The organism is Klebsiella sp. 141198 (genome assembly GCF_050600785.1).
Taxonomy (GTDB): domain Bacteria; phylum Pseudomonadota; class Gammaproteobacteria; order Enterobacterales; family Enterobacteriaceae; genus Klebsiella; species Klebsiella aerogenes.
The window spans coordinates 79,565-101,301 of sequence record NZ_JAQIRM010000008.1; the positions used below are offsets into that span (position 1 = coordinate 79,565).

Genomic DNA, 21,737 nt, shown 5'->3' on the forward strand with positions numbered 1-21,737 from the left:
CATGAAGAAAAGTTTTGTTTTCATTGTGACATTTTTAGCCGCTTCCGTGTCTTTGGCTGCTCATGCTCAAAAGGAGCCAAGGGACTTTAAAGGGGTTCTTCAGTGTCGAGCGATTGAGGATAGCTCTCAGCGTCTTTCTTGTTACGATAATTCAATTCCACCTACGCGAACGAAGAGTGCTAAAAAATTTGAAAGTAGAGACCAATGCCCTGATGAAAAAACGGACGAGGGCCGCCTGACCTGCTACGACAGATTTTTCTCACCAACGTTTAAACCAACAAATTCGACCAAAACCATATCTTCAGGCCAAGAAGTCACTAAAAACGAGGCGATCAGTAAAGAAAAGCTCCTTGAATGCCGTTCAGAAATAAATGGCACCAAACGATTAGCGTGTTATGACAAGCTTTTCCCTCAAGATGAACCAGAGAATGTTGCGTCTTCCGCAGTTGAGTCAGCCCCAAACCCTGGAAAATGGCTGACTCATATAACAACTTCACCGGTTGATGACTCTAAAAATGTGGTTTTAATGCTACCTAGCAATGATTCCATCAGAACACCATACGGCGAGACCGTTACACCGACGATTTTTGTAGCTTGTCGTGAAAAGAAAACCGAAGTTTTTATTAATTGGGATGTATATCTGGGGCTAGAAGAAACTAGCATGCTTTACCGGTTTGATAAGCAAAAAGCCGTGGAAAGGCGATGGTCGATTTCTACTGATACAAAGGCTGTTTTCTACAGTGGGCGAGATATTGATTTTGTTAAAGCCATGGTGAAAGCCGATAAGATGTTCGCCAGGATAACGCCTTACAACGAAAGCCCGGTGTCTGTGACATTCGATTTGGCGGGACTCAATAGCGCATTGAAACCGTTACAGCAAGCCTGTGGCTGGAAATAGAGCTGATAGGTAATGAAGATAAGCCACGGATAACCGTGGCTTTTTTGTCGATGTGGTCACAGTGTGGACACTGTTTGATAAAAATCCTTTTTTATCAGTGGGCTGGCGGCTTCCTTAGCGCACCATCCCTGTCTTCCCCCACATGATGTGGGGGTTTTTTTTGTCTTTTTTTCGCCTCAGCCGCCGCATGCCCGTTCATCTTCCGGGTAAAAGTTCAGGTTATACTAAGCGCATCGCCGGAAAAGGAGCGTTTATGAATCAATCTTATGGGCGGCTGGTGAGTCGCGCGGCTATTGCCGCGACGGCGATGGCCTCCGTGTTACTTTTGATCAAAATTTTTGCGTGGTGGTATACCGGTTCGGTGAGTATTCTGGCGGCGCTGGTGGATTCGCTGGTGGATATTGCCGCCTCGCTGACCAACCTGCTGGTGGTGCGTTACTCGCTACAACCCGCTGATGAAGAACATACTTTTGGCCATGGGAAAGCGGAATCGCTGGCGGCGCTGGCGCAGAGCATGTTTATTTCCGGTTCGGCGTTGTTTCTGTTCCTGACCGGGATCCAGCATCTGATTCGCCCTGAACCGATGCAGGCGGCAGGCGTCGGGATGGTGGTAACGCTGATTGCCTTGATAAGCACCCTGATGCTGGTGACCTTTCAGCGCTGGGTGGTCAGAAAAACCCAGAGCCAGGCCGTGCGTGCGGATATGCTTCATTATCAGTCTGATGTTATGATGAACGGCGCTATTCTTATCGCCCTCGGCCTCTCCTGGTACGGCTGGCACCGCGCCGATGCGCTGTTTGCATTAGGGATTGGCATCTATATTTTATATAGCGCGCTGCGTATGGGTTACGACGCGGTGCAATCGTTATTAGACCGCGCGCTTCCGGATGAGGATCGTCAGGAAATCATCAGTATCGTGAATAGCTGGCCCGGCGTCAGCGGCGCGCACGATCTACGAACGCGGCAGTCAGGGCCGACTCGCTTTATTCAAATACATTTGGAAATGGAAGATAACCTCCCGCTGGTACAGGCGCACGTGATTGCCGACCAGGTGGAGCAGGCTATTTTGCGCCGTTTCCCGGGATCGGATGTCATCATCCATCAGGATCCCTGTTCTGTGGTGCCGCCGGCGCGGCAGGGCGTTTTTTGAGCTTTCGGTTATAGTCTGTAAACTCGATGTTAAAATGTGGGGCGGGTAGGCATTTTTTGTATAAATTACCGCCATTTGGTCTGACCTGAATCAATTCAGCCAGAAGCGTTTGATATACTATTGCAATTATCGTCGTGCACTCCTGGTATGGGAGCGCTTCAGGCAACAGGATTATTTTTTGCTTCCTAAGTTCAGAGGTAGTCATGATTAAGAAAATCGGTGTGTTGACAAGTGGCGGTGATGCGCCGGGCATGAACGCAGCAATTCGCGGCGTTGTGCGCGCGGCATTAACGGAAGGTCTGGAAGTTTTTGGAATCTATGACGGTTACCTCGGCCTGTATGAAGATCGTATGGTTCAGCTTGACCGTTACAGCGTGTCCGACATGATCAACCGTGGCGGTACCTTCCTCGGCTCCGCTCGCTTCCCGGAATTTCGTGAAGAGCATATTCGCGCTGTCGCCATTGAAAATATGAAAAAGCGCGGCCTGGACGCGCTGGTTGTTATCGGCGGCGACGGTTCATATATGGGTGCGATGCGTCTGACCGAGATGGGTTTCCCTTGCATCGGCCTGCCGGGCACCATCGACAACGACATCAAAGGTACTGACTACACCATCGGTTTCTTTACCGCGCTGAGCACCGTTGTTGAAGCGATTGACCGCCTGCGTGACACCTCCTCTTCGCACCAGCGTATCTCTGTGGTGGAAGTGATGGGCCGCTACTGTGGCGATCTGACTCTGGCGGCGGCGATTGCCGGCGGCTGTGAGTTCATCATGGTGCCGGAAGTAGAATATACCCGCGACGATCTGGTGGCCGAAATCAAAGCTGGCATCGCGAAAGGTAAGAAACATGCGATCGTGGCCATCACCGAGCACATGTGCGACGTTGACGAACTGGCGAGCTTCATTGAGAAAGAAACGGGCCGTGAAACTCGTGCGACCGTGCTGGGTCACATTCAGCGCGGCGGCTCTCCGGTTCCTTACGACCGTATTCTGGCCTCCCGTATGGGCGCATATGCCATTGAACTGCTGCTGCAGGGCTTTGGCGGCCGCTGTGTTGGTATCCAGAATGAGAAGCTGGTTCACCACGACATCATCGATGCTATCGAAAATATGAAGCGTCCGTTCAAGTCTGACTGGATGGATTGCGCGAAGAAACTGTACTAAGTTTCTCGGCATAACAAAAAGGCCTTCTCACTGAGAAGGCCTTTTTTCGTAGCGTATAAAACCGAGCGAGCCATGCTCGGTATGCTATTTATCGACAAGCGTGGGATTCGATTTCAAGGGCGAAATTGAACCTTGCGTTGCAAATGATAATTTTCTAGCGATTGGCTTAACAGCTCAGAAAAAACAGAATGATTTTCTTGCGCGATTGTTAATTTTAACTCCGCTTCTAAAGTATCTATTTCGTCATCTTCAAGTGGTCTGCCGGTGGCTATCTCAAGCCGGTTTTCTTTCCAGCGGTAGCGTGTAGGAATCGTATCGTGCCAGGTTCTGTATGGGCGATGGGGATTAGTTGCTTCATCCCATCTTCTTACATTTTTTCCCGTCACTTTCTTTTGCATAACTATTATTATCTTTTCGGTATCTGAAAAGTATTTTGCCATCTCTCGCAAAATTTGTTGTTTTTGCGAATTGTCCAGCGTCACGAATTGCAATGTTACCTGGGTCGATGGATAGCCAATGATTTCTTTATATTCCTTTTCAAAGGTCGCAGCGTTACGTGGAAGAGATACCGCACCGATAAATATAATGAAAGCTGCTCCTAAGCGTAATGACGCAGCAAGGGCATAGGGCGGTTGGGCTAAAATCAGGATGCGAAATCCTCGATATAGTAGCCATGGTATCGAAATAAAGCTGAGGAAATAGAGTATTTCACGCAAGTCATGCACTCCTTTGCGCTTGTGTGAGCGATTAACCATCCTGGTTATAAAGAAAAGGCAGGCTGCGCCTGCCTTTCAATGCTAGTGCTATTCGATATCCAGCGCATCCTCGGAAAGGATGATACCGGTATTGTCAGCATACAGATGATCGCCGGAGAAGAAGGTAACGCCGCCGAAGTTGACGCGCACGTCGCTTTCGCCGATACCTTCCCCAGCAGCGGCCACAGGAATGGCGGCTAACGCCTGGATACCGATATCTAAATCTTCCAGGTCGTCAACCTGGCGCACCGCGCCATAGACCACCAGCCCTTCCCATTCGTTCTGTACCGCCAGACGCGCCAGGTCTGCGTCAATTAACGCGCGTCGTACGGAACCGCCGCCGTCGATAAGGAGAATATGACCACGGCCATTCTGCTCGAGCAGATCGTAGAGCAACCCGTTATCCTCGAAACATTTTACCGTAATGATCTGTCCACCAAACGACGACCGCCCTCCAAAGTTGGAAAACAGCGGTTCCACGACATTGACATCTTCCTGGTAGATGTCGCAAAGCTCGGAAGTATCGTATTTCATAGGCTTAACGTTCAGTTGCTGCGAGAATTTTTAGTATATCCCGTGAACTGCATTGTTTGCAAAATCATCAATTGTTAATTGATATTTGTCAGTTATGCCGCCAGCTTACTGCCGATAATCCCGATGACAAACAGCAGGTTGGTTAATAATGCCGCTTTGACCGTGCGTTCGAGCATCGGACGCATCGCCACCGGTTCGCGCTCACGCATGACGAAACGCGCCTGTTTCACCAGTAGCGGAATGGCGAGAATAAACAGCCAGCCCCACAGGCTGCGCAGCGCCAGCAGGTTAAACAGCGCCAGGCACAGCGGAGCGCCGAGCAGCAGGACGCTGTGATAACGGCGAGCGTTAATTGGCCCCAGACGGACCGCCAACGTATTTTTACCGTTCGAACGGTCGCTATCGATATCGCGCAGGTTATTGATATTCAGCACCGCGGCGGCCAGCAGGCCACAGGCGGTAGCGGGCAGGAAAATAACCGCGTCGATGCTGTGCGCCTGCAGATACCAACTGCCGACAACGCTCAGCCAGCCGAAGAAAACCAGCACCGAGATATCGCCAAGGCCAATATAGCCGTAAGGACGCGTGCCGACGGTATAAGTGATAGCCGCGACAATAGACAACCCGCCGAGCACCATAAAGCCGATGAAGTCCGCCATTGTCTGCCAGGCGGAGAACAGCAACGCCAGGCCGGAAAGGCAAATCAGCGCTACCGTTACGATCAGCGCGCGTTTCATCTGCGATTGGGTGATGGCGCCTTTTTGCATTCCGCGCAGCGGCCCGATACGGTCAGGTTTATCGCTGCCTTTAACGGCGTCGCCATAATCATTGGCGAGATTAGATAAAATTTGCAGCAAACCAGCGGTAATAAGCGCCAGCAGCGCGACCAGCGGATCGAAGTGGCCTTGCTGCCACGCCAACGCGGTGCCGACGACGATAGCGGCGAACGCCAGAGGTAATGTTTTGGGACGCAGGCTTTCAAGCCAGGCCCTGGTGCGTGTTATCGGTTGTTCAGTCATTTCTTTCAGCCAAAAAAATGGGGCTATCATAGCCCCATCGTGTGTGATGAAAATGCATTGAACCGGATTATAGGATAAAACGGCTCAGATCTTCATCTGCCACCAGAACATCCAGGTGTTTACCGACATAATCACCGTCGATGGTCACCGTCTGGCCGTTCATTTCGCTGGCATCATAAGAGATGTCTTCGATCAGACGTTCCAGCACCGTGTGCAGGCGACGCGCGCCGATATTTTCGGTGGTTTCGTTAACCTGCCATGCCGCCTGAGCGATACGCTTGATACCATCTTCAGTGAATTCGATATTCACGCCTTCGGTGGCCATCAGCGCTTTGTACTGCACGGTGATGGAAGCATTCGGCTCGGTCAGAATACGTTCGAAATCATGGGTGGTCAGCGCTTTCAGCTCAACGCGGATCGGCAGACGGCCCTGCAGTTCCGGGATCAAATCTGATGGGCTGGCGACCTGGAATGCGCCGGAGGCGATAAACAGAATGTGATCGGTTTTCACCATCCCGTGTTTAGTGGAGACGGTGCAGCCTTCCACCAGCGGCAGCAGGTCGCGCTGAACGCCTTCACGAGACACATCCGGGCCGGAGGAGTTGCCGCCGCGCTTACAGATTTTGTCGATTTCGTCGATAAACACGATCCCGTGCTGTTCAACGGCGTCGATAGCTTCTTGCTTCAGCTCTTCCGGGTTAACCAGCTTCGCCGCTTCTTCTTCGATAAGCAGCTTCATCGCGTCTTTGATTTTCAGCTTACGCGGTTTTTGTTTCTGGCCGCCCAGGTTCTGGAACATGGACTGCAGCTGGCTGGTCATCTCTTCCATGCCCGGAGGGGACATGATTTCAACGCCCATCGGCGCCGCGGCGAGGTCGATTTCGATCTCTTTGTCGTCAAGCTGGCCTTCGCGCAGTTTCTTGCGGAATGCCTGGCGCGCAGCGGAAGGTTCCTGCGGCTGTTCAGCCTGGCCCCAGTTATTTTTCGCCGGCGGGATCAGTACGTCGAGGATACGCTCTTCGGCCATTTCTTCGGCGCGATAACGGTTTTTATCGATGGACTGCATGCGGACCATTTTGATCGCGGCGTCGGTCAGATCGCGGATGATGGAGTCCACTTCTTTACCAACATAGCCCACTTCGGTGAACTTGGTCGCTTCAACTTTGATGAACGGCGCGTTGGCCAGTTTCGCCAGACGACGGGCGATTTCGGTTTTACCGACGCCGGTCGGGCCTATCATCAGAATGTTTTTCGGCGTGACTTCATGACGCAGCTCTTCATTAAGCTGCATACGGCGCCAGCGGTTTCGCAGGGCGATAGCAACAGAACGCTTGGCTGCGTCCTGGCCGATAATATGTTTGTCCAGTTCGCTGACAATTTCGCGTGGGGTCATTTCAGACATGGGAGATCCTTACGCTTTAGAAGGTAATTCTTCGATGGTGTGGAAGTGGTTGGTATAGATGCAGATATCCCCTGCAATATCCAACGCTTTCTCGGCGATGTCGCGAGCGCCCATTTCGGTGTTTTCCAGCAGCGCGCGAGCGGCGGCCTGGGCATATGGCCCGCCGGAGCCAATCGCAATCAAATCGTTTTCTGGCTGAACCACGTCGCCGTTACCGGTGATGATAAGCGACGCATTTTCGTCAGCGACGGCGAGCAACGCTTCCAGTTTGCGCAGCATGCGGTCGGTACGCCAGTCTTTCGCCAGCTCAACGGCGGCTTTCACCAGATGGCCCTGATGCATCTCGAGCTTACGTTCGAAAAGTTCGAACAGGGTGAAGGCGTCAGCGGTGCCGCCAGCGAAACCAGCGATCACTTTGTCGTTGTACAGACGACGCACTTTCTTCACGTTGCCTTTCATCACGGTGTTGCCCAGCGTGGCCTGGCCATCACCGGCGATAACGACATGGCCGTTACGGCGAACACTAACTATTGTTGTCACGAGCAGACCCCTTGGTTGCAAAAGCGGAATAGGGGCCCCGCGCGTTACGCGGGGCAGAATGCAATTATAGATGGGGGGGATTTTTGGGGTTTCAACCCCTGGCGGCGAGACGAATGCAGTTTGCGTGCCCGGCCATCTTGAGACGGTTGATCATATCGTTGGCGTTCTCTTTGCCTTTCAGCGGCCCAATCACCACCCGGTTCCAGCCGTTGTTGGTGGTGATATGCGAAGCAAAGCCCTCAAAGGCCAACTGAGCGCGTACGGTTTCGGCCTGCTCAGCGCCTTTAAAGGAACCACACTGAACCATCCAGCTGCGATCGTCTTTCTTTTCGGCGGCTGCGGCTTTCGGCGCTTCCTCCACGCGGGCGACCGGCGCGGCGGCCTGGCTTTTCGGTTGCGCGGTGGTGTTATGCGCCGGCGTCTGCAGCAGATCCTGGTACGGCTGCTGGTTGGACGCGGTTTGCTTCGGCTGCTGTTGCTGCACCGGCTTCGGCTGCTGGACGCGCGGCTGTTGCTGCACAGTTTGCTGCTGAGTCTGCGCCCACTGTTGCTGCTGCGCCTGCTGCTGTTGCTGTGCCAGACGTTGACGCTGCAGCGTCTGCTGACGCTGCGCCGGCGTTTGTTCGTTCCACGGCACTTCGGTCAGCTGCGTGGGCTGCTGACGCATATCCGCCTGCATTTGCGCCAGCAACTGGCGCTGCTCGTCGGTAAGCTGCTCGGGTTTCATCACTTCGCCGCCGGCGGTTGGCTCAGTCGGCGCGCGAACGCCCGGCTGGCGGCTTTCCAGCTCTTTAATATAACGCCAACGCTCTTCCGGCTTCGGCGGGAGACCATTGCCTGCCGCCTGACGGTTCTGCAGCGCTTCCGCTTCTTCTTTCTTGTGATGGGTAATGAAATACAGACCACCGATAAAGGCCACCAGCACGGCCGCTGCGATCGCAACCATAGTCGGTGAAATCGCCGGAAGGCTGCTTTGCTTGTTCCTTGAGCTTCGGGAGCTGCTCTTTTTGCGCCGCGAAGGAGCCGGTTGGCTGCGGCGTACATAATCTCGTTGTGCCACTATCGTTTCGCTGTCTTATATTCGTTCGTCAGCCCGCCATGTTACTTAAGCGGCGGGCCTTTGACCAGAAGAGCAGGCCCGAAAGCCTGATGGTTATCGTCTGATTTTTTGCGTACTGCCGCGAACGATCAGTTCGCAATCGAGCAGACGCGAGCCGCTGTTGACGTTACGGCCCTGCATTTGCTCGAGTAAAAGCAGCATTCCTTCACGGCCGATATCAAAACGCGGCTGTGAAACGGTGGTTAACGGTGGATCGCAAAATTCAGACAACGCGATGTTATCAAACCCAACAATCGATAAATCTTCCGGCACCCTCAGGCCGCGACGTTTGGCCAGCGACAACGCGCCCAGCGCCATAACGTCGCTATGGCAAAAGACCGCCGTCGGCGGCACCGGCTGCGCCAGCAGTTGCTCCAGCGCGTTGGCCCCGGCTTCAAAGGTAAAGTTGCCGCGGGCGATGTAGTGCGGATCGACGGTGATACCGCTGCGGCGCAGCGCCTGAACGTATCCCTGCAGCCGGTAATGGCACAGCGGCATATCCTCCGGCCCGGCGATACAGCCGATACGTTGATGCCCCAGTTCGTGGAGATAATTAACGGCATTAAACGCGGCGGTCAGGTTATCGATATGCACGGTAGGGAGCTCCAGCTCCGGCGCAAACTCGTTCGACATGACCATCGGCGGCAAATTACGCTGCTCTTCGACGCTGGCGTCGAACGGCAGGCGCGAGCTCAGCAGCACCATACCGTCAATTTGTTTGGTGATAATGAGATCAATAAAGGTTTTTTCTTTCTGATTCTGATGGGCGCAATCGCCGATCAGCACCAGATAGCCTTCGTCGGCGGCGGTCACTTCAATGCCGCGAATCACCTCACTGAAGAAGGGATCGCAAATATCCGGCACGATCACAAGGATCGTCCGCGACTCATTGCGTTTCATGTTACGCCCGAGCGATTGCGGTAAATAGCCGACTTCCTGCGCCGCCTGCTCCACCCGACTGCGGGTTGCCTGCGACACTTTGTCGGGATTCATTAGCGCACGGGATACGGTTGCCGTTGAAACGTTTGCCTTCAGGGCGACGTCTTTCATGGTGGCGGCAACCATTTGTTTTTTGGGCTTCACCTGGTTTCTCCTCGCTGACTGCGCAGACACATCCCTTGCGTGCTGACATCAGCAACATTTTTAACAGATAGTACAGCCTGAGAGTTACAGAATTTTCATGAAAAACGTGACGGTTGTTGAATTTTTCGATCCGCCTCGCAAGAGAAGACTTAGCCTTCAATAGGATCGACATCCAGCACCCACTTCACTTTACGCGCTTCCGGCAAGGTGTTTATCAACGCCAGCGTACCGCTAACGATATGCTGTAGACGTATGCGGGAAGGGTGCTGCAGCAGAATTTGCCAGCGCCAGCGACCGCCGCGCTTTGGCGCCAGCGCGGGAACCGGGCCGAGTACCCACAGTTTATCATCGGCTAGTGGACTGGCCTGCAGCAGGTTACGTAACTGCTGTAAAAACAGCGGCGCCTGCTGGTTATTATGGTCTTCGGCGCGGATCAGCACGTGACTGGTCCACGGCGGTAGCTGCATGGTTTGCCGTTCCGCCAGCGCCTGCTCGGCAAACGCATCGTAGCCTTTATACAGCAGGGTCTGCAGCAGCGGGTGTTCCGGATGGTGGGTTTGCAGGATTACTTCACCCTGTTTGCCCGCGCGCCCGGCACGGCCGGAGACCTGGGTATAGAGCTGGGCAAAACGCTCCGCCGAGCGGAAATCGGCGGAAAACAGCGCGCCGTCGACATCCAGCAGCGACACCAGAGTGACGTCCGGGAAATGATGTCCCTTAGCCAGCATTTGGGTGCCAATCAGAATGCGCGCGCCGCCGCGATGGACGTCGGCAAGATATTGCTCCAGCGCCCCTTTACGGCTGGTGGTATCGCGGTCGATACGTGAGATTGGCACATCAGGGAACATCGGCGCCAGAGCCTGCTCCAGCTGTTCGGTCCCGAGACCCACTGGCACCAGGTGTGTCGATCCGCAGGAAGGACATTGGCGTGGAATGGGGCGCTGGCTGTCGCAGTGGTGGCAGCGCAGATGGTGCTGCGCCTGATGCAGGGTGTAGTAACTATCGCAGCGCGGGCACTCCGCTATCCAGCCGCAGTCGTGGCACAGTAGCGCCGGGGCGAAACCGCGGCGGTTCAAAAACAGGATCACCTGATTGTCGGCCTGCAGATGCTGTCGCATGCGGTTAATCAGCGCAGGCGATAGGCCCGCCTGCAACTGCTGGCCTTTTAAATCCAGCACGTGCTGCTGTGCCGGACGGGCATTGCCCGCGCGTTTCGTCAGCTTTAACTCACGGTACTTACGCTGGCGTACGTTATAGAGCGTCTCCAGCGCCGGGGTTGCCGAGCCGAGGATAATCGGGATCTGTTCGCTATGGGCGCGCCAAACTGCCAGGTCGCGAGCGTGATATCGCCAGCCTTCCTGCTGTTTATAGGAGCTATCGTGTTCTTCGTCGATGACAATAACGCCGAGGTCTTTAAACGGCGTAAACAGCGACGAGCGGGTGCCGATGACGATCGCCGCTTCGCCATTTTTCGCCTTTAACCATGATGCGAGGCGCTCGCTGTCGTTGAGACCCGAATGCAGGACCTCCACCGGAGCGTTAAAACGCTGGCGGAAGCGGGCGATAGTCTGCGGCGTCAGGCCGATTTCCGGCACCATTACCAGCGCCTGCCGACCCTGCGCCAGCACGTTCTCCAGTACGCTAAGATAGACTTCCGTTTTCCCTGAGCCGGTAATACCCGCCAGCAGCCAGGCGGAAAAACGGTCCGAGGCGCTATGAATTGCCCCGACGGCGGTCGCCTGCTCGGTATTCAGGCGCAGCCGTTCGCCGGGCACAGCGAAGCTGGTCCGCCAATCGCTAATGGCTGGGGATTCGCTGGCCAACTCCGCCAGCCCTTTGCCGCGCAGCGCCTGTAGCGCCGCGTCATTGAATTCAAGTTTTGCGACCTGATAGCGCCAGATTTTGCCCTGGCGCAGCGCTGCCAGCGCCTGCTGCTGTTTCGGCGAGCGTTTAAGGCTGTTGATATCCAGCGCTTGTCCCTGTTCCGTCGCAAACCAGTACCACATTGGCGCGGCGCTGGCCGGTTTGCCCTGGCGCAGCATAATCGGCAGCGCGTGGAACAGCACATCGCCGATGGGATGATGATAGTAATCCGCGGCCCATAGCAACATGCGCCAGACGGTAGAGGGAAAAACCGGTTCGCTATCCAGCGCTTCGGCGACCGGTTTGAGTTCGGCGAGCGGGAGTTCGCTACGCTCGCTGACCGACACCACGATACCGATTCGCTCCTGTTTGCCGAACGGCACGCGTACGCGACAGCCTGCTTTGACCAGGATGCCTTCAGGCAACAAATAGTCAAAGGTGCGGGGCAGCGGAACGGGCAGGGCGACATGAGCGACGGACATGGAATCTTCCTGACTTGAAATCTGGCGGGATAGTATACACATTACCGAAGGCGACGCGGATAAGTTTGCATCTGCTGGTCAAATTCTGTATGATTCGCCGCCTTTGGTGCGCTTTATGCCGCATCAAACATCCCAAAACCCGGGAAATTCGTTAAGCTGGTATGCGCCAGCTGTGCGAAGGTCGTCGGGAAATTATTAATATCGCGTGGTGTCTGGCGTTAGGGCTGGAAGAGCGACGCGGCCTTAACTGAGGTTCTCCCATGAAAAAAGGTATTCACCCAAATTACGAAGAAATTACTGCTACCTGTTCTTGCGGTAATGTCATGAAAATCCGTTCCACCGTTGGTCACGACCTGAACCTCGACGTGTGCGGTAAATGCCACCCGTTCTACACCGGCAAACAGCGTGATGTTGCTACCGGTGGCCGTGTTGACCGCTTCAACAAGCGCTTCAGCATCCCGGGCAGCAAGTAAGTTGCCAGAAAGAGCCGCCTCAGGGCGGCTTTTTTGTATCCTTCGTCTGGCAACGCCGAGGGATAAAAAAAGCGGAAGATGTCTTCCGCTTTTTTTATGTCTTAGTATTCCCACGTATCCGGGTCGATACCCAGTTCACGCATAATCTCTTTCGCCGCTTCCGGGATTTCATCGCTGCGCTCTTTACGCAGGTCTTCATCGTTAGGTAACGGTTGACCGGTAAAGGCATGCAGGAACGCCTCGCACAGCAGTTCGCTATTTGTGGCGTGACGCAGGTTGTTCACCTGACGACGCGTGCGTTCATCGGTGAGGATCTTTAACACCTTCAGAGGAATGGAAACCGTAATTTTTTTTACTTGCTCACTCTTCTTACCGTGCTCAGCGTATGGGCTGATATATTCGCCGCTCCATTCAGCCATGAGATACCTTAATCCTCTGTTTATTAGTTAAGGGCCAGAACATTACGCCCGGCCATAATTGCGCGTAGTTTACCGTATGAGCGCGCTTTCCGACATGAGATAAGCCGCCGCCGACGTGCGCTAATGCATATAATTTTAACGGCTATTTGTCTTTTGCTCAATCTATACGCAAAGAAGTTTAGATGTCCAGATGTATTGACGTCTATTGTGACAATGATTACTCTGAGGCCTGACTTCTCACCGAACAGCCCAGGAACTGTCCAAACATGACGCGTAAACAGGCCACCATTGCAGTGCGTAGCGGTTTAAATGACGACGAACAGTACGGTTGCGTTGTCCCGCCGATTCACCTCTCCAGCACCTATAATTTCACCGGTTTCAATGAACCTCGCGCCCACGATTATTCCCGTCGCGGCAACCCGACTCGCGATGTCGTACAGCGCGCGCTGGCGGAACTGGAAGGCGGCGCGGGCGCGGTACTGACCAATACCGGAATGTCGGCTATCCTGCTGGTGACCACGGTGTTCCTGAAACCGGGCGATCTGCTGGTGGCGCCGCACGACTGTTATGGCGGTAGCTATCGTCTGTTTGACAGCCTGGCGAAACGCGGCTGCTATCGCGTGCGCTTTGTCGATCAAAGCGATGAGCAGGCATTACGTGAAGCATTAGCGGAACAACCGAAGCTGGTGCTGGTCGAAAGCCCGAGCAACCCATTGCTGCGGGTGGTCGATATTGCGAAAATCTGCGGGCTGGCGCGTGAAGCCGGCGCGGTGAGCGTGGTGGATAACACCTTCCTGAGCCCGGCGTTGCAAAATCCGCTGGCGCTGGGCGCCGATCTGGTGTTGCATTCGTGCACCAAATATCTCAACGGCCACTCTGATGTGGTCGCCGGGGTGGTGATTGCCAAAGATCCTGAAACTGTCACCGAACTGGCATGGTGGGCGAATAATATCGGCGTCACCGGCGGGGCGTTTGATAGCTATCTGTTATTGCGTGGTTTGCGTACCCTTTCTCCGCGAATGGAAGTGGCGCAGCGCAACGCGCAGGCGATAGTCGACTATCTGAAAACCCAGCCGCTGGTGAAAAAGCTGTATCATCCGTCCCTGCCGGAAAACCAGGGGCACGAGATTGCAGCGCGTCAGCAAAAAGGTTTTGGAGCGATGCTAAGCTTCGAGCTCGATGGCGATGAGCAGACGCTGCGTCGCTTCTTGAGCGGTTTATCGCTCTTTACGCTGGCGGAATCGTTGGGGGGCGTTGAGAGCCTGATTTCCCATGCGGCGACGATGACGCATGCGGGCATGGCGCCGGAAGCGCGTGCGGCGGCAGGGATCTCGGAAACGCTCCTGCGTATTTCGACCGGTATTGAAGATGGTGAAGATTTAATTGCCGACCTGGAAAATGGCTTCCGGGCAGCAAACGAGGAATAAAGATGAGTGTGATTGCGCAGGCAGGGGCGAAGGGTCGTCAGCTGCACAAATTTGGTGGGAGTAGTTTAGCGGATGCGAAATGTTACCTGCGCGTCGCCGGGATCATGACGGACTATGCGCAGGCAGGCGATATGATGGTCGTCTCAGCCGCCGGTAGCACCACCAACCAGCTGATTAGCTGGCTGCAGCTAAGCCAGACCGATCGTCTTTCTGCGCATCAGGTGCAACAAGCGCTGCGTCGCTATCAAATGGATCTGATCGCCGGCCTGTTGCCAGCGGACGCCGCTGACGCGCTGATCGCGACGTTTATTCACGATCTTGAACGTCTGGCGGGTCTGCTGGATAGCGGCGTCACCGATGCGGTATATGCCGAAGTTGTCGGCCATGGCGAAGTGTGGTCCGCGCGCCTGATGGCGGCGGTACTGAACCACCTTGGCGTTGAAGCCGCCTGGCTGGACGCGCGCGCTTTCCTGCGCGCGGAACGTGCCGCGCAGCCGCAGGTTGATGAAGGCTTGTCCTACCCGTTGTTACAACAGTTGATGGCGCAGCACCCCAACAAACGGCTGGTGGTGACCGGCTTTATCGCCCGCAACAATGCCGGAGAAACCGTGCTGCTGGGCCGTAACGGTTCCGACTACTCCGCCACCCAAATTGGCGCGCTGGCCGGGGTCTCCCGCGTCACCATCTGGAGCGATGTGGCCGGGGTCTATAGCGCCGACCCGCGTAAAGTGAAAGATGCGTGCCTGCTGCCGCTGCTGCGTCTTGATGAAGCCAGCGAGCTGGCTCGCCTGGCGGCGCCGGTGCTGCACGCGCGTACGCTACAGCCGGTTTCCGGCAGCGATATCGATTTACAGCTGCGCTGCAGCTACACCCCCGACCAGGGTTCGACGCGCATTGAGCGCGTGCTGGCATCCGGCACCGGCGCGCGTATTGTCACCAGTCACGACGACGTCTGCCTGATTGAATTCCAGGTGCCTGCCGGGCAGGATTTCAAGCTGGCGCATAAAGAGCTGGATCAGATTTTCAAACGCGCGCAGCTGCGCCCGCTGGCGGTGGGCGTGCATGCCGACCGTAAGCTGCTGCAGTTCTGTTACACCTCTGAGGTGGCCGATAGCGCGCTGAAGCTGCTGGACGAGGCGGGCCTGCCGGGCGAGCTGCGTCTGCGCCAGAAGCTGGCGCTGGTCGCGATGGTCGGCGCGGGCGTGACCCGCAATCCATTGCACTGCCACCGTTTCTGGCAGCAATTGAAAGGGCAGCCGGTAGAGTTTACCTGGCAATCGGAAGAGGGTATCAGCCTGGTGGCGGTACTGCGCGCCGGCCCAACCGAGAGCCTGATTCAGGGGCTGCATCATTCCGTGTTCCGTGCTGAAAAACGCATCGGTCTGGTGCTGTTCGGCAAAGGCAATATCGGTTCCCGCTGGCTGGAGTTGTTCGCGCGCGAGCAGAGCACGCTTTCCGCCCGTACCGGCTTTGAGTTCCTGCTGGCCGGGGTGGTGGATAGCCGCCGTAGCCTGCTGAACTATGAAGGCCTGGATGCCAGTCGCGCATTGGCATTCTTTGAAGATGAAGCGGTTGAGCAGGATGAAGAGTCGCTATTCCTGTGGATGCGCGCGCACCCTTATGATGATTTAGTAGTGCTGGACGTGACCGCCAGCGAACAGCTGGCCGATCAGTATCTGGATTTCGCCAGCCACGGCTTCCACGTGATCAGCGCCAATAAGCTGGCGGGCGCCAGCAGCAGCGATAAATATCGCCAGATCCACGACGCCTTCGAAAAAACCGGCCGTCACTGGCTGTATAACGCCACCGTCGGCGCAGGCTTGCCGGTTAACCATACGGTGCGCGATCTCATCGATAGCGGCGATACCATCCTGGGGCTGAGCGGTATCTTCTCCGGTACGCTCTCCTGGCTGTTCCTGCAGTTTGACGGCACGGTGCCATTTACCGAACTGGTGGATCAGGCCTGGCAGCAAGGGCTGACCGAACCGGACCCGCGCGTTGACCTGTCAGGTAAAGACGTGATGCGCAAGCTGGTGATCCTGGCGCGCGAAGCTGGTTACAATATCGAGCCGGATCAGGTGCGCGTGGAATCGCTGGTTCCGGCGCATTGCGAAGAGGGCTCGGTTGACCACTTCTTTGAGAACGGCGAAGAGCTGAACGAACAGATGCTGCAGCGCCTTGAAGCCGCCCGTGAAATGGGGCTGGTGTTGCGTTACGTGGCGCGTTTTGATGCCAACGGTAAAGCACGCGTCGGGGTCGAAGCGGTGCGTCAGGAACATCCGCTGGCGGCGCTGCTGCCGTGCGATAACGTCTTCGCTATCGAGAGTCGCTGGTATCGCGATAACCCAATGGTGATTCGTGGGCCAGGCGCGGGTCGCGATGTTACCGCCGGGGCGATTCAGTCAGATATTAACCGTCTGGCGCAACTGCTGTAATCTCTCAAGCCGGCCCGCTGGGCCGGCCTTCATTATGCGGATTCCCGCGCGACGAGCTGCCCGGAGAGGGTGATATGCTGCGTCGGCAGCGTGGGTTCTTTGATCTTGCGGATAATTAACGCGGCGGCCTGACGGCCGGTCTCTTCGCTGGCGGAGGAGACATAGGTAAAGGACGGCGAGGTCAAATTCACATGCATCATATCTTCGAAACCCACCAGCGCCACCTGCTGGGTAAGAAAAACATCTTTACCTACCGTCCGCCCCACCTGATGAATACCGTTGAGACAGCCAATCATCGCGTCCGGCGAATGGCACAGCAGCGCGGTAATAGCGTTGTTCTGTTCCAGTAGCTGACGGGTGGCGATACTCGCGGCCTGCGTGTTGTCGTGACAGGCAGGCGCAAACTCTTCGCGCACCGCCATGCCGTTTTTCTCTAGCGTGCTGTAAAAGCCGAGCAATCGCTGCTGGCGGATGAGATCGTTTTCCTGACCGCCGATATAGGCAATGTAGCGATGGCCGCGCTCGATCAGATAACGCGCGGCGATGCTCGCGGCCTGACGGTTATCGCGGACCACGCGATCGCGGTTGTCGATTAACGGCGTTTGCGAGACGGCCACTAGCGGTAGCGGGCAACGCAGCAGCGCTGCTGGCAGCGTATTGCTGGTGGTATCAGCATCAAGATAAATCACGCCGGCGACGCCTTGTTGTTTAAATGACAGCAGGCAGCGATCCAGATAGTCGCTATCGTTAAGCGGCTGACCGAGAAAAACCATGTAGCCCTGTTTCTCCAGTTCCTGCACGATATTGGCCATCACTTTGATGGAAAAACTGTCGTTGAAATCGCGAAGAATCAGGCCGATCAGATTGGTGGTGTTGGCGCGAAGGTTGGCGGCGGCGACGTTATGCACATAGCCGAGCTCCTGGATGGCAGCATTGACTTTTTCGATGGTGGCGTCGGAAATCTTCCCTTTTTGACGTAATACCAGCGAGACCGTAGAAACGGAAACTCCGGCCAGTTTCGCCACATCTATAATGCTGACTTTCTTCAAAATCGCTCCATGAAAACTGTTATATGACAGTCAGATAGCAGAAGATCGCTTCTCCGGGACAAGCGATCTTCCACACCATAACATCTTCTGCTTATTTGCCAATCATCCCCGACATGGTTTGGGCGATAAATTGCGCCCTGGCGCCAAAAATTATCTGGATGCCGTTATCACCGACGAAGACTACGCCGCGCGCGCCGATACTGTTGAGGCCGTCTTTATCTACCGCATCGCGTTCGGCAACCTCCAGACGCAAGCGGGTGATGCAGGCGCCAACCGAGTCGATATTCTGCGAACCGCCGAGCAGGCTGACTATTTCGGTTGCCAGTTCGGTGTCGGTTTTATCATTGGCCGTTACGGTGATATCGGTACGTCCCGGCGTTTTCACATCGAAGCGGCGGATCACGAAACGGAAGGTGAAATAATAAATCAGCGCCATCGGCACGCCAACAATCACCGCGCTGAGGAAGTTTGTCTGATAGCCGTTCATGGAAGGCAAAATACCGAAGGAGATATAGTCGATAAGCCCGGCGGAGAACGACTTGGCGATATGCGCGTGCAGCAGGTACATGGTCATGTACGAGAGCCCAGCCATAATGGCGTTAAAGACGTACAGAATCGGCGCCACGAAGATAAAGGTGAATTCGACGGGTTCGGTGATGCCGGTCAGGAAGCAGGTCAGCGCGGCGGAGAAGAGAATACCGGCCGCGATTTTTTTATTTTTAGTATGCGCTTCGTGATACATCGCCAGACAGGCGGCCGGCAGAGCGAACAGCATCAGCGGGAATTCACCCTGCATAAATTTGCCGGCGTTTTGATAACTGTCGGTGCTAAAGGATTTCACCCCTTCTTCCAGCATCTTAAACCAGATGGTCTGGTCGCCGTGGATCATCTGGCCTGCCTGGGTAGTGTAATCGCCAAAAGAATACCAGAAGGAAGGGTACCAGATGTGGTGCAGGCCAAGCGGGATCAGCGCGCGTTCAACGAGGCCGAAAATAAAGGTTGAGGCGGCCTGGTTATCGCCGTTAATCACCATCGACAGGGAATCAATTCCGGCCTGGATATGCTGCCAGACGTAAGGTAGCAGCAGGCCGAGGATGAATGACAGGAAGGCGGTGGCGATCGCCACAAAGCGCTTACCGGAGAAGAAGCCGAGGAATTCCGGCAATTGTAAGGTGTGGAAACGGTTGTAGCACCAGGCGGCGAGGATCCCGCAGATTAGCCCGCCGAATACCCCCATCTGTAACGTCGGGATGCCGACCACCATCGCGTATTTCCCGCCCTGTGCGGCCATTTCCGGCGTGATACCGAGCACGGTACCGATGGTGATGTTGGTGACGAAAACGGAGACCGCCGCCGATAGCGCGGCGATACCGGATTCTGACGCGAGGCCGACCGCGGAGCCGATAGCGAAGAGCATCGGTAGGTTATCGAAAATAATACCGCCGGCATTCATCATCAGCGGTAAATGGAATTTGTCCCCAAAGGCCAACAGCAAGCCGGCGGCCGGGAGGAGCGAAATCGGCAGCATTAAGGCGCGGCCGATCATCGACAGTTTTGATAATGATTTTATGAACCCTGACCACAGACTCATGCTGATTACCCCGAATAGATATTATTGGCGATGATATGTTAAGTAGAACGTTCTACTAGAACGTTCTACTTAATGTGGATCAAGGTTGACGTTGCTGCAATAGTAATCGGCGTACCAAGGGGGGAGATGTGCGATTTTTTGAACTACTTCAAATTACGTTGTGGACAAAATCTGAAAACAACGCCAGGGCGCGCCTGGCCTGACGCCAGATGAACTTTTTTCACTTTGACTGAAAATTCCTCACTGTTTACGCAGATTTTTCTATTGACGCCCGCCCGCTTTTCCGTCATTTTTACATCTGGACGTCTAAACGTATAGAAGTTCGCAACACGACTGATAAATATAATGCGATTGATGAGGTAAGGTATGAGCTTTTTTCACGCCAATCAGCGGGAAGCCCTGAATCAGAGCCTGGCGGAAGTCCAGGGCCAGATTAATGTGTCCTTTGAATTCTTTCCGCCGCGTACCAGTGAAATGGAGCAAACCCTGTGGAAATCCATCGATCGCTTAAGCAGCCTGAAGCCAAAGTTTGTTTCCGTCACCTACGGGGCGAACTCCGGCGAGCGCGACCGCACCCACAGCATTATTAAAGGCATTAAAGACCGCACCGGTCTGGAAGCGGCGCCGCACCTGACCTGTATCGACGCCAGCCGCGATGAACTGCGCGCGATTGCCCAGGATTACTGGAACAACGGTATTCGCCATATCGTCGCGCTGCGCGGTGACCTGCCGCCGGGTAGCGGCAAGCCGGAGATGTACGCCGCCGATCTGGTCACGCTGCTGAAAGAAGTGGGTGACTTCGACATTTCCGTCGCTGCCTATCCGGAAGTCCATCCGGAAGCCAAAAGCGCGCAGGCCGATCTGTTAAACCTGAAACGTAAAGTAGAAGCCGGCGCTAATCGCGCGATCACTCAGTTCTTTTTTGATGTCGAAAGCTACCTGCGTTTCCGTGACCGCTGCGTCTCCGCCGGTATCGACGTGGAAATTATTCCGGGCATTCTGCCGGTCTCTAACTTCAAGCAGGCGAAGAAATTTGCCGATATGACGAACGTGCGTATTCCGACCTGGATGTCGAAAATGTTCGAAGGACTGGATAACGATGCCGAAACGCGCCAGCTGGTAGGGGCGAATATCGCCATGGACATGGTGAAAATTTTAAGCCGCGAAGGAGTGAAAGATTTCCACTTCTACACCCTGAATCGCGCCGAAATGAGCTATGCCATTTGCCATACTCTGGGCGTGCGTCCGGCGTAATCACCTGCTTTACCTCTTGTTTCATCCTTCCCGGCGCGGCGAACTGCAATTCGCCGCCCTCTTTTTTAGCACGAAAAGTGCGCTCTGCCTTTAAGCAACCTGCCGCCAAAGCGAGTATAGTGCCCGCAAAAATCATGACGGTGGAGAAGTTATGACGGTTGCAAGGAACAGCAATCTCCTGGCCGGTTGCGGCCTCGTCCTGCTGACGCTTATCTGGAGCTACAGCTGGATTGCGATGAAACAGGTAACGCTCTATATCGGCGCCTTCGATTTTACCGCGCTGCGCTGTATCTTCGGCGCGATTGTACTGATGGCGGTGCTGGCGCTGCGCGGGCGCGGCATGCGGCCGACGCCGTTTGGCTATACCCTGGCGATTGCGCTGCTGCAAACCTGCGGCATGGTCGGCCTGGCGCAGTGGGCGCTGATGAGCGGCGGCGCCGGTAAAGTCGCCATTCTCAGCTACACCATGCCGTTCTGGGTGGTGATCATGGCGGCGCTGTTTTTAGGCGAGCGCATGCGGCGGCTACAGTATGCCGCTATCGTCCTGGCGGCGTGCGGTCTACTGCTGGTGCTGCAGCCGTGGCAGTTGGATTTCTCCTCGATGAAAAGCGCGCTGCTGGCGATCCTCTCCGGCATCAGTTGGGGAGCGAGCGCCATTGTCGCTAAACGCATGTATCGGCGCTATCCGCGCCTCGATTTACTATCATTAACCGCCTGGCAGATGCTATATGCCGCGCTGGTGATGAGCGTGGTGGCGTGGCTGGTGCCGCAGCGCAGCATTGACTGGCAGCCTGGGGTTTTTTGGGCGCTTGGCTATAGCGCGATCCTGGCTACGGCGGTGGCCTGGAGCCTGTGGCTGTATGTCCTGCGTAACCTGCCAGCCAGCGTCGCCGGCCTGAGTACGCTGGCGGTACCGGTCTGCGGCGTGCTGTTTTCCTGGTGGCTGCTAGGTGAAAATCCGGGGCTGGTGGAAGGCGCCGGCATTGTGCTGATTGTCGCGGCGCTGGCGATAATCAGCCTTAAAAAGCGTCAACCTCAGATTGCCAGGTAAGGTATTACTCGTTAAGCGTTATGCCCGGCAAACGCCGGGCGTAAAGG

At 55.4% G+C, this 21,737-nt stretch carries 19 protein-coding genes; 8 read left to right on the forward strand and 11 right to left on the reverse strand.

All coding sequences use genetic code 11. The features are described 5' to 3' along the window. Position 1 precedes the first annotated feature (1 nt). The 3 genes from PGR10_RS23445 to pfkA all read left to right on the forward strand — a co-directional run bounded on the left by PGR10_RS23445 (position 2) and on the right by pfkA (position 3,214). Positions 2–898 (forward strand): type VI secretion system-associated protein TagO, encoded by an 897-nt coding sequence (locus tag PGR10_RS23445; RefSeq protein ID WP_059065021.1) that lies wholly within the window; start codon positions 2–4, stop codon positions 896–898. 253 nt (positions 899–1,151) lie between these two features. Further along, positions 1,152–2,048 carry a CDF family cation-efflux transporter FieF gene (gene fieF / locus PGR10_RS23450; protein ID WP_108419347.1) on the forward strand — a complete coding sequence of 299 codons (897 nt, stop codon included), beginning with the start codon at positions 1,152–1,154 and terminating at the stop codon, positions 2,046–2,048. Between the two features lie 203 nt (positions 2,049–2,251). After that, a complete protein-coding gene (gene pfkA, locus PGR10_RS23455; RefSeq protein WP_015368934.1) occupies positions 2,252–3,214 on the forward strand; it encodes a 6-phosphofructokinase in 963 nt (320 codons plus the stop codon). A gap of 113 nt (positions 3,215–3,327) precedes the next feature. Here pfkA and PGR10_RS23460 read toward each other — a convergent pair whose 3' ends face one another. The 8 genes from PGR10_RS23460 to priA all read right to left on the reverse strand — a co-directional run bounded on the left by PGR10_RS23460 (position 3,328) and on the right by priA (position 11,991). Further along, positions 3,328–3,930, reverse strand: a complete 603-nt coding sequence (locus tag PGR10_RS23460) for a hypothetical protein (RefSeq protein ID WP_430924206.1) — start codon at positions 3,928–3,930, stop codon at positions 3,328–3,330. Positions 3,931–4,017: 87 nt separating this feature from the next. Further along, positions 4,018–4,503 (reverse strand): ribonuclease E activity regulator RraA, encoded by a 486-nt coding sequence (gene rraA, locus PGR10_RS23465; RefSeq protein ID WP_015703948.1) that lies wholly within the window; start codon positions 4,501–4,503, stop codon positions 4,018–4,020. A 92-nt stretch (positions 4,504–4,595) separates the two neighbouring features. Further along, positions 4,596–5,522 (reverse strand): 1,4-dihydroxy-2-naphthoate polyprenyltransferase, encoded by a 927-nt coding sequence (menA, locus tag PGR10_RS23470; RefSeq protein WP_430924211.1) that lies wholly within the window; start codon positions 5,520–5,522, stop codon positions 4,596–4,598. 67 nt (positions 5,523–5,589) lie between these two features. After that, complete coding sequence (gene hslU / locus PGR10_RS23475; RefSeq protein ID WP_045395296.1) at positions 5,590–6,924, reverse strand: HslU--HslV peptidase ATPase subunit; 1,335 nt, start codon at positions 6,922–6,924, stop codon at positions 5,590–5,592. 9 nt (positions 6,925–6,933) lie between these two features. After that, positions 6,934–7,464, reverse strand: coding sequence for an ATP-dependent protease subunit HslV (gene hslV, locus PGR10_RS23480; RefSeq protein WP_015368930.1), 531 nt, complete (start codon positions 7,462–7,464; stop codon positions 6,934–6,936). Positions 7,465–7,555: 91 nt separating this feature from the next. Further along, on the reverse strand, positions 7,556–8,524 hold the full coding sequence (gene ftsN / locus PGR10_RS23485; protein WP_113374899.1) for a cell division protein FtsN: 969 nt from the start codon (positions 8,522–8,524) through the stop codon (positions 7,556–7,558). Positions 8,525–8,617: 93 nt separating this feature from the next. Beyond that, positions 8,618–9,646, reverse strand: coding sequence for a DNA-binding transcriptional regulator CytR (gene cytR, locus PGR10_RS23490; RefSeq protein WP_015368928.1), 1,029 nt, complete (start codon positions 9,644–9,646; stop codon positions 8,618–8,620). Positions 9,647–9,795: 149 nt separating this feature from the next. Then, positions 9,796–11,991 (reverse strand): primosomal protein N', encoded by a 2,196-nt coding sequence (gene priA / locus PGR10_RS23495; RefSeq protein WP_430924208.1) that lies wholly within the window; start codon positions 11,989–11,991, stop codon positions 9,796–9,798. Between the two features lie 260 nt (positions 11,992–12,251). Between priA and rpmE the strand changes: the two genes are divergently transcribed. Then, positions 12,252–12,464: a 50S ribosomal protein L31 gene (gene rpmE / locus PGR10_RS23500; RefSeq protein WP_087858736.1), complete on the forward strand. Its 213-nt coding sequence runs from the start codon at positions 12,252–12,254 to the stop codon at positions 12,462–12,464. A gap of 101 nt (positions 12,465–12,565) precedes the next feature. On the opposite strand, the gene metJ is transcribed toward rpmE, so the two are convergent. Continuing rightward, positions 12,566–12,883 (reverse strand): met regulon transcriptional regulator MetJ, encoded by a 318-nt coding sequence (metJ, locus tag PGR10_RS23505; protein ID WP_004107547.1) that lies wholly within the window; start codon positions 12,881–12,883, stop codon positions 12,566–12,568. A 266-nt stretch (positions 12,884–13,149) separates the two neighbouring features. On the opposite strand from metJ, the gene metB reads away from it, so the two are divergent. Both metB and PGR10_RS23515 read left to right on the forward strand, forming a co-directional pair. Next, the gene (metB, locus tag PGR10_RS23510; protein WP_015368924.1) at positions 13,150–14,310 is read left to right on the forward strand and encodes a cystathionine gamma-synthase; all 1,161 of its coding nucleotides are present in this window, start codon (positions 13,150–13,152) and stop codon (positions 14,308–14,310) included. A gap of 2 nt (positions 14,311–14,312) precedes the next feature. Then, positions 14,313–16,745 (forward strand): bifunctional aspartate kinase/homoserine dehydrogenase II, encoded by a 2,433-nt coding sequence (locus PGR10_RS23515; RefSeq protein WP_045395300.1) that lies wholly within the window; start codon positions 14,313–14,315, stop codon positions 16,743–16,745. 32 nt (positions 16,746–16,777) lie between these two features. Here PGR10_RS23515 and malI read toward each other — a convergent pair whose 3' ends face one another. Together malI and PGR10_RS23525 are read right to left on the reverse strand one after the other, a co-directional pair. Next, a complete protein-coding gene (gene malI, locus PGR10_RS23520) occupies positions 16,778–17,794 on the reverse strand; it encodes a Mal regulon transcriptional regulator MalI (protein WP_113374903.1) in 1,017 nt (338 codons plus the stop codon). A gap of 91 nt (positions 17,795–17,885) precedes the next feature. Continuing rightward, entirely contained in the window at positions 17,886–19,385 is a 1,500-nt protein-coding gene (locus tag PGR10_RS23525; protein WP_087858733.1) for a PTS transporter subunit EIIC, read from the reverse strand. A 366-nt stretch (positions 19,386–19,751) separates the two neighbouring features. On the opposite strand from PGR10_RS23525, the gene metF reads away from it, so the two are divergent. Together metF and PGR10_RS23535 are read left to right on the forward strand one after the other, a co-directional pair. Next, complete coding sequence (gene metF, locus PGR10_RS23530; protein ID WP_087858732.1) at positions 19,752–20,639, forward strand: methylenetetrahydrofolate reductase; 888 nt, start codon at positions 19,752–19,754, stop codon at positions 20,637–20,639. 151 nt (positions 20,640–20,790) lie between these two features. Continuing rightward, positions 20,791–21,690 carry a DMT family transporter gene (locus PGR10_RS23535; RefSeq protein WP_087858731.1) on the forward strand — a complete coding sequence of 300 codons (900 nt, stop codon included), beginning with the start codon at positions 20,791–20,793 and terminating at the stop codon, positions 21,688–21,690. Positions 21,691–21,737 lie beyond the last annotated feature (47 nt).